This window comes from Rhodoglobus sp. GW821-FHT12B09, from assembly GCF_058809925.1.
This window is the reverse complement of record NZ_JBXATB010000001.1, coordinates 818,963-833,221: the sequence shown is the minus strand read 5'-3', so window position 1 is coordinate 833,221 and position 14,259 is coordinate 818,963. Positions and strand designations below refer to the sequence as shown.

At 68.2% G+C, this 14,259-nt stretch carries 18 protein-coding genes; 13 read left to right on the top strand and 5 right to left on the bottom strand.

Annotation, left to right across the window (positions count from 1 at the left end):
• Nucleotide 1: 1 nt before the first annotated feature.
• Nucleotides 2-1,006, bottom strand: a complete 1,005-nt coding sequence (locus AC1RTC_RS04160; RefSeq protein ID WP_493154189.1) for an LLM class flavin-dependent oxidoreductase — start codon at nt 1,004-1,006, stop codon at nt 2-4.
• Between the two features lie 239 nt (nt 1,007-1,245).
• Between AC1RTC_RS04160 and AC1RTC_RS04155 the strand changes: the two genes are divergently transcribed.
• From AC1RTC_RS04155 to AC1RTC_RS04125, 7 genes are all read left to right on the top strand, one after another.
• Nucleotides 1,246-1,638, top strand: coding sequence for a hypothetical protein (locus AC1RTC_RS04155; protein WP_493154188.1), 393 nt, complete (start codon nt 1,246-1,248; stop codon nt 1,636-1,638).
• A gap of 49 nt (nt 1,639-1,687) precedes the next feature.
• A complete protein-coding gene (locus AC1RTC_RS04150; protein ID WP_493154187.1) occupies nt 1,688-2,494 on the top strand; it encodes a hypothetical protein in 807 nt (268 codons plus the stop codon).
• Between the two features lie 41 nt (nt 2,495-2,535).
• Complete coding sequence (locus AC1RTC_RS04145; protein ID WP_493154186.1) at nt 2,536-3,954, top strand: hypothetical protein; 1,419 nt, start codon at nt 2,536-2,538, stop codon at nt 3,952-3,954.
• Nucleotides 3,951-4,586 (top strand): ABC transporter ATP-binding protein, encoded by a 636-nt coding sequence (locus tag AC1RTC_RS04140; protein WP_493154185.1) that lies wholly within the window; start codon nt 3,951-3,953, stop codon nt 4,584-4,586. Before AC1RTC_RS04145 ends, AC1RTC_RS04140 begins: the two co-directional genes overlap by 4 nt.
• Nucleotides 4,587-4,627: 41 nt before the next feature.
• Nucleotides 4,628-4,909 carry a GNAT family N-acetyltransferase gene (locus AC1RTC_RS04135; protein ID WP_493154184.1) on the top strand — a complete coding sequence of 94 codons (282 nt, stop codon included), beginning with the start codon at nt 4,628-4,630 and terminating at the stop codon, nt 4,907-4,909.
• A gap of 105 nt (nt 4,910-5,014) precedes the next feature.
• The gene (locus tag AC1RTC_RS04130; RefSeq protein WP_493154282.1) at nt 5,015-5,299 is read left to right on the top strand and encodes a DUF2510 domain-containing protein; all 285 of its coding nucleotides are present in this window, start codon (nt 5,015-5,017) and stop codon (nt 5,297-5,299) included.
• Nucleotides 5,300-5,314: 15 nt separating this feature from the next.
• A complete protein-coding gene (locus tag AC1RTC_RS04125; protein WP_493154183.1) occupies nt 5,315-6,517 on the top strand; it encodes a DUF2510 domain-containing protein in 1,203 nt (400 codons plus the stop codon).
• A 56-nt stretch (nt 6,518-6,573) separates the two neighbouring features.
• Here AC1RTC_RS04125 and AC1RTC_RS04120 read toward each other — a convergent pair whose 3' ends face one another.
• Nucleotides 6,574-6,849 (bottom strand): hypothetical protein, encoded by a 276-nt coding sequence (locus tag AC1RTC_RS04120; RefSeq protein WP_493154182.1) that lies wholly within the window; start codon nt 6,847-6,849, stop codon nt 6,574-6,576.
• Here AC1RTC_RS04120 and AC1RTC_RS04115 point away from each other — a divergent pair.
• On the top strand, nt 6,848-7,390 hold the full coding sequence (locus AC1RTC_RS04115) for a ribonuclease H family protein (protein ID WP_493154181.1): 543 nt from the start codon (nt 6,848-6,850) through the stop codon (nt 7,388-7,390). The two genes, AC1RTC_RS04120 and AC1RTC_RS04115, sit on opposite strands and share 2 nt — an antisense overlap.
• Before the next feature lie 2 nt (nt 7,391-7,392).
• Here AC1RTC_RS04115 and AC1RTC_RS04110 read toward each other — a convergent pair whose 3' ends face one another.
• Both AC1RTC_RS04110 and AC1RTC_RS04105 read right to left on the bottom strand, forming a co-directional pair.
• Nucleotides 7,393-8,964: a transporter gene (locus AC1RTC_RS04110; RefSeq protein ID WP_493154180.1), complete on the bottom strand. Its 1,572-nt coding sequence runs from the start codon at nt 8,962-8,964 to the stop codon at nt 7,393-7,395.
• The gene (locus AC1RTC_RS04105) at nt 8,946-9,710 is read right to left on the bottom strand and encodes an ABC transporter ATP-binding protein (protein WP_493154179.1); all 765 of its coding nucleotides are present in this window, start codon (nt 9,708-9,710) and stop codon (nt 8,946-8,948) included. Before AC1RTC_RS04105 ends, AC1RTC_RS04110 begins: the two co-directional genes overlap by 19 nt.
• Before the next feature lie 79 nt (nt 9,711-9,789).
• Here AC1RTC_RS04105 and AC1RTC_RS04100 point away from each other — a divergent pair, with 79 nt between their 5' ends.
• From AC1RTC_RS04100 to AC1RTC_RS04085, 4 genes are read left to right on the top strand one after another with little or no spacing between them, the layout of a single operon-like run.
• Nucleotides 9,790-9,969 carry a hypothetical protein gene (locus tag AC1RTC_RS04100; protein ID WP_493154178.1) on the top strand — a complete coding sequence of 60 codons (180 nt, stop codon included), beginning with the start codon at nt 9,790-9,792 and terminating at the stop codon, nt 9,967-9,969.
• The gene (locus tag AC1RTC_RS04095) at nt 9,966-10,511 is read left to right on the top strand and encodes a pyroglutamyl-peptidase I (protein WP_493154177.1); all 546 of its coding nucleotides are present in this window, start codon (nt 9,966-9,968) and stop codon (nt 10,509-10,511) included. The genes AC1RTC_RS04100 and AC1RTC_RS04095 overlap by 4 nt, the downstream gene beginning before the upstream one ends.
• Nucleotides 10,508-10,765: a glutaredoxin family protein gene (locus tag AC1RTC_RS04090; protein WP_493154176.1), complete on the top strand. Its 258-nt coding sequence runs from the start codon at nt 10,508-10,510 to the stop codon at nt 10,763-10,765. The genes AC1RTC_RS04095 and AC1RTC_RS04090 overlap by 4 nt, the downstream gene beginning before the upstream one ends.
• A gap of 25 nt (nt 10,766-10,790) precedes the next feature.
• Nucleotides 10,791-12,554 carry a gamma-glutamyltransferase family protein gene (locus tag AC1RTC_RS04085; protein WP_493154175.1) on the top strand — a complete coding sequence of 588 codons (1,764 nt, stop codon included), beginning with the start codon at nt 10,791-10,793 and terminating at the stop codon, nt 12,552-12,554.
• Here the strand turns inward: AC1RTC_RS04085 and AC1RTC_RS04080 are convergent.
• Nucleotides 12,551-13,861, bottom strand: coding sequence for a GNAT family N-acetyltransferase (locus AC1RTC_RS04080; RefSeq protein ID WP_493154174.1), 1,311 nt, complete (start codon nt 13,859-13,861; stop codon nt 12,551-12,553). The two genes, AC1RTC_RS04085 and AC1RTC_RS04080, sit on opposite strands and share 4 nt — an antisense overlap.
• A gap of 76 nt (nt 13,862-13,937) precedes the next feature.
• Here AC1RTC_RS04080 and AC1RTC_RS04075 point away from each other — a divergent pair, with 76 nt between their 5' ends.
• Nucleotides 13,938-14,249 (top strand): tryptophan synthase subunit alpha, encoded by a 312-nt coding sequence (locus AC1RTC_RS04075; RefSeq protein ID WP_493154173.1) that lies wholly within the window; start codon nt 13,938-13,940, stop codon nt 14,247-14,249.
• The last annotated feature ends 10 nt before the right edge of the window (nt 14,250-14,259 follow it).

Below are 14,259 nucleotides of genomic sequence, written 5' to 3'. Positions count from 1 at the left end.
GTCAGTCGCGCCAGCCCAGGGGCTTCGCAACGTCGTGCACGATCGTGCCGAGCAGCTTCGCGTTGTAGTCGACGCCCAGCTGGTTCGGGATGGTCACGAGCACGGTGTCGGCCGCCTGCACCGCGGCATCCGTCCGCAGCTGCTCGACGATCTCGTCGGGCTCGCCCACGTAGCTCTTGCCGAAGCGCGCCAGACCGCCGTCGAGGTAGCCGACCTGGTCCTCGCTGTTACGCTCGCCGCCGAAGTAGCGGCGGTCCATGTCGTCGGTGATCGGCAGGATGCTCCGGCTCACCGATACACGGGGCACGCCCTCATGGCCGGCCTCGCGCCAGGCGGTGCGGAAGATCTCGATCTGCTCCGCCTGAAGCTCGTCGAACGGCACGCCGGTGTCCTCCGTGAGCAGCGTCGAGCTCATCAGGTTCATCCCCTGCTCCCCCGTCCACTGGGCGGTCGCACGGGTGCCGGAGCCCCACCAGATGCGCTCGGAGAGGCCCGGTGACTGGGGCTGCACGGCCAGCAGGCCGTTGCCCCGAGCGGTGCGCGTGACGGGCGCGCCGCCGATCGCGGCACGGAACAGCTCGGTCTTCGCTCGGGCGTCGTCCGCGGCATCCCGGCCCTCTGCAGGCACGTAGCCGAACGCCTCATAGCCGTTGAGAGCCGTCTCGGGTGATCCGCGGCTCAGGCCGAGCTGCAGCCTGCCGCCGCTCAGCAGGTCTGCCGCCGCGGCGTCCTCGGCCATGTAGAGGGGGTTCTCGTAGCGCATGTCGATCACGGCGGTGCCCAGCTCGATGGTCTTCGTGCGCACGCCCATCGCCGCGAGCAGCGGGAACGGGCTGGCGAGCTGGTTGGCGAAGTGGTGCACGCGCACGTAGGCGCCGTCGACTCCGGCCTCCTCGGCAGCCACGGCGAGTTCGACGTGCTGCAGGAGGGACTCCCCCGCGGTGCGGGTGACTGACCCGGGCACGGCCTGGTAGTGGCCGAAGGAGAGGAATCCGATGCGCTTCATGGCGGGTACAGCGTATGCGTCGGAACTGATATTCCACAGATTGCGGAACGCATCTAGACAAGATCTCAATTTCGAAGTGTCATGGGCGTACGCGGACAGCGCCGGTCATGTTTGACGCGACTCAATGTCAGTCCTACTCGACCAATGTGTGCGGCGCAGTTCCTTAACGTGAAACGAGAAGCCCAATGAAATTCCGAATTGATGCCGGTGCGCTACCTGACTCACGACGAGGGCGTCGGGTGGCCAAGACCCTCAGCGCCGTGATCCTGACCGCGGCTGTGGCCGGTATTGCCGCGCCCGCGGCCGCATCAAACATCCTCGTGGCGTTCAATGTGGTCGCTCCCGTCTTCCAAGGCGGTGTCACCACGGGAAATCAACCGAAGACTGTTACCGGCCACGCGGCATCCATCGAGATATTGACCGTGGGTTCCGCTTACAAGACGAACGCGCAGATGTGCAGCCTGTCGGGCTTCTATTGCGGTGGTGGCACCAAGGTCTTGAACCTTGATGATGGCTCGACGGCCCAACTGCCGCAGACCTATGTCGCGGGAACGGACGTGACAGCCCAGCTGCAGATCAGCAGCTTCAACACCGCTTCTGTGTCCGTCGTTGGATGGCTCGCGGTCTGGTAGCACATCGGCGCTTCAGCGGGACGATTGCCTGTGACTCGGGAGGAATGACGTGGGTGTATCAACACTGTTTCGGGAGGACCTCAAGAGTCGCTCATCGAGCGCCCTGGCCGGTGTGTCGCTGCTCGTTGCTGGAGTTGTCTACGGGCTCTCGCAGACGTTCAATACTGCGTACCTGAACAATATGGCCTTGTTCGGGCAGCTGATGACGACGCCGCTCACCCCGATCGCGCCACTGGTTGCAGTGCTTCTGGGATGCGTTCCGATCTACCGCTCGGTGCACAACCGCCACCTCGCGAACACTCGATCTCGCATTGATGTCCGCGAGTACGTCGGAGCAAAACTTCTTGCCTGCGCGGTGGTCGCGTTTGCGTTCTTCTTTATCTTCTCGCTGCTGCAATTCACCGTCGCCTTTGTTGTGTGGCCCGCATTGGGGAATCCGGGACTTGATCCGGCACTGTATGGAATGAATCAGACTCAGGCCGAGGCGGCCGCGCAGATCGATTCGAGCTATAGCTCCCTCTTGAGAAATGGTGCCTTCTTCTATGGGCTTGCATACAGTGCGTGGCTTGGGCTTGGCGGGGCGCTGTATTCCCTTTTGGGCGCGATATCGCTCTTCGTCCTACCCAGTCTGTCGCTGGCTCTTCTGGCGCCGTTCCTGATTTATATCGGTGAAACCGTGGTCGTCGCGCAGTTGGGTGTGCCCCAGGGGGCACTGATGTACTCCCTGTTCCCGTTCGGATTGACGCAGATCCCGACTCTCGTGGCAGCCGCCCCTCAGTTGGTGCTCCTCCTCGGTCTGGGGGTGGGCTGCGTACTGCTTCTCCGTGAGCTGCCGCAACTCGAACGAGCATCGTGAGAGAACGTCCTGCTCTTGCGCGATGGTTGCTGTCGTGGCCGATGGCGACGCTGTTCGGTGCGGGACTGCTGTTTGCAACGTCATTGCGGGGCTTCCTCGACGCCTACGGGGCCCCGACATTCTGGGACGTCGTGCTAGGGGTCGTGTACTCCCCGCAGTTCCTCACGTGGGTGGTCCTCCCAGCGTGGTTGATCTTCGCCGTTCTGAATTCCTCAAGGAACAGGGGCATTGATACGCTCTCACGCGCTGGGTCACTACGAGCGTCATGGTGGTCAGCGCTCCGGACCGCCGCCGCCGTGTTCGGCACAGGTGCCATGGTCATTGTCCTCTCCATCTATCTCGGTTCATCGGGCCTCCCGCTCGCGAGTGAAATGCCGCTTCCCGGCGGTGTGCGCGAAACACTCCTCGGCATCGGAATCAGTGGGCCGCTGGTCGCGTTGTTCGCGGAGTTGGCGATGGTATTCATCACGTTGGTCTCAATCCGTATGTCCATTCACGTGATGTGTCTCGTGCGGTCCCGACTTCTGGCTGCGAGCATCCTCGCTGTGCTCGTCTGGCTTTGGGCGGTGTTGTCCGGGTTCGTCATCCCGCAGGGCTCGATTGCGAACGCGGCTCGGTATTTGGGGGTGCTGTCCGTGCTTCGGGGCCCCGCCGAGTCGATAGTGCCATTCGCGGTACTCGTCGGTTCACTAGTGGTCGGCTATCTCTGGATTCGCGAGCGCGACCGTCGGCTGGCCGGTCGGAGCGCAACGGTGGCGACGTTGTGGGTTCCGTACTTGGCCGCTTCCGGATCGGTGGTCCTGGTCTCGATCTATGCGTACCGCGGCACAGCGCACGACCTTCTGGCCCTCGCGGCCCAAGTATTCCCGGGCAGTTACGGGAACCTCGTACAGGCATTGGGGACGAGTGTGCTCCTCGTCGGCTTTGCCGTCGCGATGAAGTCCTCCGAGCCATTCAACGTGCGGGGCTACCGAGAAATGGAGCTGATCCGGCTCGGAGCTATGACCTCGTGGGTGTTTCGCACGTTTCGCAAGGTTGCTGGGAGAGCGCTCGTTCTGCTTGGGTTTCTCGGGGTCGTGTTCGTTCTAGGCGCCTTCCTGGCGGGAAGGGCGACGACCGTTCTCGACTGGGATCTAGTGATTCTGTACGGCTACGTCTTCGTGGTGAACGGATTCCTGCAACTCGGTCTCTACGCCAGCCTGTATGCGATCCCGACTGGGCTGTGGCCAACCCCGGAGGGGCAGCTGTTCGCGGTCGGCGGCCTAGTCGGATTGTCTTGCGTGTCGATGCCGACCGACTGGAACCCGTTCACAGCTTCGAGTCTTGCGCGTGCAGAGTTCGGCTGGTCGAGCGCACTGGCGGGTACGTGCAGCGTTCTTCTGTTGAGCTTCCTCTGCGTCCTCACACTCACGCTTGTGTACAAAGTCCGGCCCAACCAACTTCGGGAGTTGTTGACATGACAGTTATCGCCGTCCGTGACGTGAGCAAGTCTTTCAAGCACATTCTCCTGCTAGAGAAGGTGAACTTTGATATCAACGAAGGGGGCTCGTACGCGCTCGTGGGGCCGAACGGCTCGGGGAAGTCCGTGCTCCTCAAGCTGATGTGCCACTTCCTCGCCCCTGACCGGGGGCGAGTGGACATAGACCCCGCTTATCTGAGCTCACGGCGAACATTTCCCGCGAGTTTCGGAATCACTATCAACGGACCTGCATATCTACCGCATCGAACCGCGGAGGAGAACCTGCTCGAGCTCGCGCGGATTCGTGGCGTTGTCGGGATACGGGAAGTGCGCACCATCCTCGATCAGCTCGACCTCCGGCCCCAGCATCGACTACGCGCTCGCAATCTCTCGCAGGGAATGAAGCAGAAGCTCGCACTTGCTCAGGCGTTGATGGAGGAACCATCGGTCCTCATTCTCGATGAGCCGTTCAACGCCCTTGACACGGAGAGCGCCGAGCAAGTCAGGGCAATTCTCAAACGTGAGAAGGCGCGAGGAACCACCATCGTTTTCACGAGCCATGTGGTGGGAGACGTTGAAGACCTCGCGGACGAGGTCCTGGAGATTTCGGGACGGACGGTGACAGTGCGGTGATCAATGTTCCGCACAGGTTGTCCACTCCTTAGGCTGGAGGTATGAAGGAACTCGCCCACGAACCCGATGCCAAGCGCTACACGCTCATGGTCGACGGACACCTCGCTGCCGTGGCCGACTACGCGATCAACGGCAACTCGATCTCGTTCCACCACACCTTCACCCAGCCGAGCCTGCGCGGCAACGGCTACGCCGGCGAGGTCGTCGCGTTCGCCGTCGACGACGTCGAGAAGAACTCCACACGCCGCATCGTGCCGATGTGCTGGTACGTCGCCCAGTGGTTCGACGAGCACCCCTCGCGCCAGAACCTCCTGACCCGCTAGTTGCCCCCTAAGTGGTCATCCCCGTAGTGGGACTGACTGCTCCGGGATGCCCGTGGCTACAGTCGGGGTGTTACTTAGTACGGCGGGGGGCCGACATTGTCACTCATGGAGCGCGGGACCATTCCCGCGGGATGGTACCCGGACCAGTCCGGAGCTGAACAGCTCCGATGGTGGGACGGCGAGGCGTGGTCCTCCGAGGTGCGTCCGCTGGTCATCGACATGGTGCCCGACTTCGCCTCCTCGCGTACTTCCTCAAGCAGGCTGGCGTCGACCCCCGAACGGTCGGCGCCGGCTCCTCATCCCTCGACGACGCTGACGCGCAGGCAACTGCGTGAGATGCTCGGAGGACCGCTCACCACTGAGCCGACCACGGACCAGACGCGCTACTAGCGGACAGAAAGACGAATGGCAGACACTTCAGGGCTACCGCCGGAGGGCTGGTATCCCGATCGACCCAATGCCACTCGGCTGAGGCACTGGAACGGCACGGGATGGACCAACGAGTTCCGGCCGATCCCGGCTGAGCCGACGCCCGCGGCGGTTCCCACAGCGCCGGCCGTCCCGTCGCCCGTGCCCTCGGCGGCCGTCCCGTCGCCCGTGCGTGAGACCACGGACCAGGCACGATCGAGGCGCGAGCTGCGCGCTCAGGTCGGGCCGCTCTCCCAGGGCGAGCCGGACACCCCGGCGGCGGGCATCCAGCCCATGGCCCGCGCCACGCCGCAAGAGCCGATCGCCGCGCCCGTTCCTGCTCCGCAGCCCGCTCCTGAGGTCGCGCCGGCTCCGTTGCCCGAGCCGGCACCTGAACCCGCGCCGCCGCTCTCCGCCCCGGCGCCAAGCTCAACCCTCTCCAGCGTCGACCGCGCTCGCGTCGCGAGCGGGTACCCGCCCGTGCGGCAGCAGCAGGCGTGGCAGGACTCGTTCGCGCGGCCCGAGCTGCCCACCGGCAACTCGCAGACGTTCGCGGGCTGGCTGTACGCGGCATCGCCCCTGTGGTTGGGCGCGCTGCTGATCGCGGGCATGACTGTGTTCTCGATCGTGAACCCGCTGCTGGTGCAGGCGGGGCTGGCCGTCGTCGGTTTCGCCATGACCTTCCTCCTCGCACGCCAAGACATCCGCCAGCTCAGGGACACCGGCTACCGCGCCCCCTCGCTGTGGTGGGTGCTGCTGCCGCTGATCTACTTCGTCGTGCGCATGGTGCGCGTCGGACTGCGCGGTGCGGGCATGGTGGTGACGTACCTGCTCTCGGCCGTCGCACTCGCCGGACTCCTGTACTTCGCCTTCGTCGGCAACCCCGCTCTGCTCTCGGCCATCACGCCGCCGGTGCCCGCGGACAGCACGGCGATTCCGGCACCCGTCGCCACGCTCAGCGCTCAGGAGCGGGCGACCGCACTGACGCAGGCCGGGATGGAGGCCGAGCTGCGCACCGAGCTCGCCAAGACCTGGGAGGTCGGCACCGTGGAGTGCGTGCCCTTCCCCTCGACCGAGGCCGGGACCACCACCACCTGCGTCGTACAGCTTGACGGCGTCGACTACAACGCGGGCCTCGAGGTGACGCCCGACGAGCCGAGCGCGGCGTTCCTCCTCACCGGGATGCTGCCGGTCCCCTGAAGCTCGATGGGGGCGGATGCCCGAGCATCCGCCCCCATCGTCTCGCGTTCGCGCCCCTACTCCCAGCGGCCGCCGACGCGCTCAGTCAGCCGCCATCCGGTCACGTCTGCGGTGGCGCCGGTCGCGGAGGCGACGTGCGCGGCGATCTGGTTCGCGACGTCGCGGTCGTCCGCGGTGAACCGCACCACGATCCTTGCCTCGCCGCGCACGACCTGCAGGTCGGACGCCTCCAGCACCGCGACCTCGAGCGCTGCCGCCCGCGCCGCGGGGAGCACCGTGTCGGGTGCGGCGCGCAGCGCGCCGACGGCCATGGTCACTCGGTAGGAGGGCATGGTCGATACCCTAGACGGGATGACTATTACTGCTGCTGCCGACGGATCCGCTCTCGGCAACCCGGGCCCCGCGGGCTGGGCCTGGTATGTCGACGACAACACCTGGGCGGCGGGCGGCTGGGCGCACGCGACCAACAACCAGGGCGAGCTCATGGCGGTTCTCGACCTGTTCCGGGCGACCGCGCACGTCGACGACGACCTGCACATCCTGTGCGACAGCCAGTACGTGATCAACTCCGTCACCAAGTGGATGCCCGGCTGGAAGGCCAAGGGCTGGCGCAAGGGAGACGGCAAGCCGGTCATGAACCTCGAGCTGCTCAAGCAGATCGACGCCGCTCTGGTCGGGCGCCGCTACCGCTTCGAGTGGGTCAAGGGCCACGTCGGCCACGTCATGAACGAGGCGGCGGATGCCCGCGCTCGCGGTGCCGCAGAGGCCTTCGCCCGCGGTGCCCAGCCGGACACCGGCCCCGGCTTCCCCGGCGGCGCCGCCTCGATTCCCGAGTCCCTCGAAGCGCCCCGCGCCCCCGAGACCCTCTTCTAGCCCTACTTCTGCTTCTGCAGCTGCACGAGCAGCTCCGGCCCGCGCTGGTCGAGGATCCGACCGCCGACCCGCACGCCGACCACGAGCAGCACGCCGCCCACCACGAGACCGGCGACGATCGAGAGCCAGCCGAGCAGCAGGCTGTCGGTGGCGAAGCCGAGAAGTGCGAGCACGAGCTCCGGGAGGATGAGCACCCCGAGCACCGCCCACGACGCGAAGGTCGTGAGCATGAGGCTGAAGCCTCCGCCCGGCCGTGCCTTGAACGGGCTCTCGCCCGGCGCCGGGACCGCGAACGTGAACCGCCCCGAGATCAGTGACGACACCGCGAAACCGGAGAGCAGGATGCCGATCGTGATGCCCAGCAGCCCGGGCAGCAGCTGCCAGGTGTCGGAGACCGCGACGCTCGCCACGACGAGGAGGATCGACACGGGCACCGCGAACACGGCGAGGGCGATCACACGACCGAGTCGGTCGGCCATGCCGCTCACCCCGGTCTGCACGTGCAGGGCGAACGCCGTGTTGTCATACGACACATCCGTGTAGATCGACATCGCCAGCAGCACCGCTACCACCGGACCGACCCACACGAGGATGGCGAGGTTCTCACCGAAACCGCCCCAGAAGAACAGCAGCGCGGGCACGATGGGAATCGTGATGAGCGACTGCGCGTAGCGCGGGTCCCGCACCCAGTACGTCAGGGCGCGCGCGGCCACCGCACCCGTGGGAGTGCCGGGGAACACGCCGAACAGTCCGCTGCCGCGCTTGGAGACCTGCGCCGCGGCGGCGCGGGCGGGGCGCTCCAGCGCGCGGGCGAGCCCCCACCGCCAGAGGGCCACGAAGACCACGAGGGTCGCGAGCGCGATGAGCAGTTCGAGGCCGGCCTTGGCGAAGTCACCGGATGCCACGTCCGCCGGCACCGCCCACACCGCGCCGAACGGGGTCCAGCCGACCACCTGGGCGACAGTCGGAAGGATGTTGGACACGTCCCGCAGCAGGTTCGACACCACGAGGATGATGGGGCCGAGGAGCAGCAGCGGGATGACCACGATGAGCGTCCTTGCCTCCCGGGCGCGGCGGCCGGAGCCGATCCGTGAGGCGAGGGCTCCGAGCATCCGGGACCCGACGACCGCGGTGAGGACGCCGATGACGGCACTCACGAGCGCGGCGAACGCCGAGAGCGGGTCGCGGCTCCACGTGACCACGGTTCCGAGGGCCGCGATCGAGGTGATGATCCCGGGAACGCCGAGCACTCCGCTCACGCCCAGCGCGAGCACCAGGGTGTTGATCGGCACCGGGAACGGCGCGAGCTTCGCGGTGTCGACGGTCTGGTCGAGGCCGGAGGTGAGCACCGGGAGGAACGTCCAGCCGAGGATGGTCGCGGCGCCCACGAGAACCACCAGGGTGCGGGCGAGGTCGATCGGCGCCGCGCGCAGGGCGATAAGGCCGACGACGATGACCCCGAGGAGGAACAGCCCGTACAGCGCCCCGAGTATGACCGCGACGATCTGCCACGGGCTCTTCCGGAGGCTGTTGGCCAGGAGCAGGAAGCGCAGCCTTACGAGAGTCGCAACCATTCCGGCCCCTCCCCCTTGTTGCGGCCGCCGACGAGCTCAACGAAGCGGTCTTCCAGCGTCGAGCCGCCGCGCACCTCGTCGGTGGTTCCCGCGGCGATCACGCGGCCCTTGTCGATGACGGCGACGTGGTCGCACATGCGCTGCACGAGGTCCATGACGTGGCTCGACACGATCACGGTGCCGCCCGACTTCACGAAGCCCTCGAGGATGTCGCGGATGTTCGCCGCGCTCACGGGGTCAACCGACTCGAACGGCTCGTCGAGCACGAGCAGCTGCGGCGCGTGCACGAGCGCGCAGGCGAGGGCGATCTTCTTCGTCATGCCCGCGGAGTAGTCGACGACGAGCGTGTTGCCGGCGCTCTCCAGGTCGAGCATCGTGAGCAGGTCCGCCGCGCGGGCGGTGACCACGTCCCGCTCCATGCCGTAGAGCAGGCCCGCGTAGGTGACGAGCTGAGTGCCGGTCAGGCGGTCGAACAGCCGAACGCCGTCGCTCAGGTTGCCGACCAGGCTCTTCGCCTTCACGAGGTTGGTCCAGACGTCGACGCCGTGGATGCTCACGCTGCCGCCATCCGGACGCAGCAGCCCGGTGGCCATCGAGAGAGTCGTCGTCTTCCCCGCGCCATTGGGCCCGACAAGGCCGAAGAACGAGCCGCTCGGCACGACGAGGTCGAGGTTGTCGACCGCGACGTTCGTGCCGAAGCGCTTGGTGAGATGCCTGATCTCGAGGGCGGGTGTCGACGTGGTCATGCTTCCACCCTACGGTGGGGATATGACCCCCACGTGGACTGGAGGCCGCACATCATCACCGCGAGAGGAAGCTGGCACCATGGAACGCGAGAACCCTGGCCTTGACGAGAGCGACGACACGATGTTCACCGACTCGTTCGCGCCGTCGCCCGACCCCCTGACCGACCCGGTGCCCGCGGACGACGAGGACGCGCTCGAAGAGATCGAGGAGCTGCTGCCCAAGGGCGAGCCGACGGACGGGCCGGCGCCGCTTCCGTGACAGTCCTGCTGACCGGGTTCGAGCCGTTCGACGGCGCTGCGACGAACTCCTCGTGGGAGGCCGTCACACGCGTTCCCGGAGTGGTAGCGGCCGTGCTCCCGGTGGAGTTCGAGCGGGCTTCCGTGGTGCTCGACACTCTGATCGAGGAGCATCGGCCAGACGTGGTCATCGCGGTCGGCCTGGCAGACGGTCGGACGGCGATCACGCCCGAGCGCGTTGCAGTCAACCTCGAGGATGCCCGGATCCCCGACAACGCGGGAGCGCAGCCGCGCGAGCAGCGGATCGATCCGGACGGCCCGGCGGCCTACTTCAGCGGACTGCCCGTGCGCGCGATCGCCGACGCGATCTCGGCAGCGGGCATCCCGGCGCAGGTGTCGCTCTCGGCGGGCGCGTTCGTCTGCAACTCGGTGATGTACCGGCTGCTGGCCGGCGCGGCCGTTCCGGTGGCGGGGTTCATCCACGTGCCGAGCGAGCGGGACCTGAGCGTGGAGGACATCGCGCGCGGCCTGGAGATCGCGGTGCGGGTTAGCCTTGAACCATGACGTCCCCCGAGATCACCATGTACGGCGCCGACTGGTGCATCGACTGCCGGCGCGCCAAGGGCGTGCTCGACGCGAACGAGATCGCGTACACCTACGTGGATGTCGATGCCGTCGTCGAGGGCGCGAACGCTGCTCTGGCAATCAGCGGGCGCACGAACATCCCGGTCATCGTCTTCCCGGACGGGACGCACCAGGTCGAGCCCACCAACGCCGACCTCGAGGCGAAACTTCGCGAAGTCGGAGCGCTCGCCTAGCTGATTCGGGGTTAGCCTCGAAAGGATGACTTTCACTCCGCCAGCCCCGTTCACCAGTCGCCCCACCCTCACCGGCAGCTTCGGCATGGCGGCCTCGACGCACTGGCTCGCCACCGCGTCGGCGCAGTCGGTGCTCGAACGCGGCGGCAACGCCTTCGATGCGGCGGTGGCCGGGGCGTTCGTGCTCCACGTCGTCGAGCCGCATCTGAACGGACCCGGCGGAGATCTCGTGGGCATCGTCTCGGTCGCGGGCGGCGAGCCCCGGGTGCTCGTCGGGCAGGGGCCGGCACCGGTCGGCGCGACCATCGAGCACTACCGCGCGGAGGGGCTCGAGCTCGTGCCCGGCGCGGGTGCGCTCGCAGCGGCGGTGCCCGGGGCGGTCGACGCGTGGATGCTGCTGCTGCGCGACCACGGTACCTGGGAGCTGTCGGAGGTGCTGGAGTACGCCATCGGGTACGCCCGGGACGGGCATCCCGTGCTGCCTGCCGTTCGCGCCACCATCGCCCGGGTCTCGGCGCTGTTCGAGGAGCACTGGCCGACCTCGCACGCGCTGTGGTCGAGCTACGGCGACGGCCGCCCGATCGGAACCAACCTCGAGCTCGCGCACACCTACGAGCGGCTCGTTCTGGCGGCGCGCGGCTCGACCCGCGAGGACCGCATCGAGGGTGCGCGCACGTCGTGGAGCGCAGGTTTTGTGGCGGAGGCCATCGACTCCTTCGTCCGCACGCCGCACCGCCACTCCACCGGCGGAGACCACGCCGGCGTGATCCGACGGGCGGACCTGGAGCAGTTCCGTGCCAGCTGGGAGCCTGCGGTGACTGCCGAGTTCCGCGGGCACACCATCGTCAAGTCGGGAGCCTGGGGCCAGGGCCCTGTGCTGCTGCAGATGCTCCGCATCCTCGACGGCTTCGAGGATGCCCGGCTCGACCCCTCGACGGCGCTCGGTGCCCACACCATCCTCGAGGCCGAGAAGCTCGCCCTCGCCGACCGCGACACCTGGTACGGCGACACCGCCGTACCGCTCGACCAGCTGCTCTCCGACGACTACGCCGCGTCGCGCCGTGCTCTGATCACGGATGCCGCGTCCCTGGAGTACCGGCCCGGGCTCGAGGGCGGCTTCCGCCCGCCGCTGCGGGCCTCCCAGTCGACCGAGTCCTCGGGACTCACCGGCGGCGCGCTGCCTCTCGCCCCCACCGGCGAGACCCGCGGCGACACCTGCCACATCGACGTGGTCGACCGCTGGGGGAACCTCGTCGCCGTGACGCCCTCGGGCGGCTGGCTGCAGTCCTCCCCCGCGATCCCGGGCCTCGGGTTCGCCCTGGGCACCCGACTGCAGATGACGTGGCTCGACCCCGCGGCACCGTCCGCGCTGCGGCCAGGGGCACGGCCCCGCACCACCCTCACCCCGACCCTCGTGCTCCGGGACGGCAAGCCGGTCACCGCCCTCGGCTCCCCCGGTGGCGACCAGCAGGACACCTGGCAGCTGCTGTACCTGCTGCGCACCATCGTCGGCGGGTACAGCCCGCAGCAGGCGATCGACGCGCCTGCCCTGCACTCCACCGCATTCCCGGACTCGTTCTGGCCGCGGGAGTGGGTGCCCGGCGGGGCCGTCGTGGAGGCGCGGCTCGGCGAGCCGGTCATCTCAGAGCTGCGCGCGAGAGGGCACGCCCTGACGGTATCGGGCGACTGGTCCCTGGGCCGGCTGTCGGCGGTCGGGGTGGATGCAGAGGGCCTGCTGTTCGGCGCCGCCAACCCGCGCGGTGCACAGGGATACGCGGCGGGCCGCTAGAACCAGAACGACAACCAGGGGGCGCGCTCCTCGCGGAAGGCCAGATCGATCGCGGCGATCGCACCGGCCCGCAGCTCGGTGATGCGGCCGGCCGCGGCCAGCGCAGCCGCGGACACACCGCCGAGGTACAGGGCGGAGAGCTCGTTGATGCGCAGCGCGACGTCGGCCGGGGCGTCCGTGCGCTCCACCGAGGCGGCACCGTCGACAACCGAGACCGCGTACCGTCCGGGGGTGAAGCCGAGGTCGTCCGCTACCTCGATGACAGTCTCGAGCGGCGCCGCGTAGTCCCGGGCCGTGAGCGCTGCTGGCACGTCGAGGATGCGCGTCCAGAGGTGGTCGTAGGGCGCCTGCTTGACGGCTCGCATGTCGGCGACCTGCCACACCAGCGGCTCGTCGACGGGGCGGTCGTACGCCTTGACGGTGCTCACGAGGTCCACTTCGAGCAGGTAGCGCCAGAGCGCGGCGTAGGCGTCGTCCGTCTCGCTGGCGAGGTACTCGACCGTGAGGGTGTGCGCCGCGTAGTCCGGCTCACCGCCCGAGACGCGGTACAGCGCAAGACCCCGCAGCGTGCCGTCGGCGTCGTCGTAGCGGATCGCGCGCAGGCTCTTGGCCCGCTCCTTGTCCTCCGTGACGATTCCGGCCAGCCCGTCCCAGCGGAGCCCCCACGCGTCGAGCTGGCCGACGCCGGTCGCGCGGATCCGCTCGTGCAGCGCCGGTAGCTCCGCACGGAACTCCGCGGTGCTGAGGAAGTGCAGACGGCCGGGGCTCGCCGGGCCGGTCCAGGCGGCGCGGCGGGTGTTGATCGTCAGCTCGTTCGCGAACGCGGCGGGGGCGAACCCGAACCTGCCGTAGATCGTCGACTCGCTCACCGTGAGCGTCGCGAGCGGCAGGCCCAGGGATGCCGCGGTGCGCAGCTCGGCCTCGAGCAGGGCCCGGGCGATGCCCTTCCGACGGTGAGTGGGCGCCACGGTCACGGAACTGATCGCCCACGCCCGCACGCTCCGGCCGCCCGGCACGGTCATGTCGGCGGGCCACGAGTTGACAGTGGCGACCGGGGATGCCGCATCCCGCGCGCTCTCGTCCCACACCCCGGTGGTGCGGCGGTAGGCAAGGCCCGCCAGACTCGCCGTGATGACCTCGTCGCCGGCCTCGGCGAGGTGGAACCCCCGGTGGTCGGCCCGCAGCCACGCCGTGAAGGCGTGGGCGTCGGCGGTGTCCACGAGGCCGAGCCGGAGGTTGTGCGTCGCGAGCGCGGCCGCGGAGGCGGGATCGACGGGCAGGGCTGTGGCGTCGGGAGCGGAACTCATGCTCCAAGGCTATGGGCTTGCCGAGCATCCTGCCGCAGGGTTTGGGCCCGTCGGCGGCCCGACATAGGGTCGATGGGTGGCTGAGTTTCGCGAGTACCGGGTGCGCAGGCGCGCGAGCCTCGAGGTGCTCCGCGCAGAGGCCGCTCAGGAGCTGGAGACCGTCGTGCACGAACGGCTGCTCTCAGGCGAGGACCCGTGGGACTTCATGGAGGAGCTGCCGTCGGTCGACGAGCTCGTGGTCTATCTGCTTCGCGCGGAGGCGATCACCGCGAACGACGGCGTGCTACCGGGCCCGACCCGCGAGTACCGGGTGCTGCGGCAGATTGCCCTCGAGCATCCTGCGCTGACCAGCACCGTGTGGCGCCTGATCGGCACCCTCGCGGCCTGACCGGCGACCG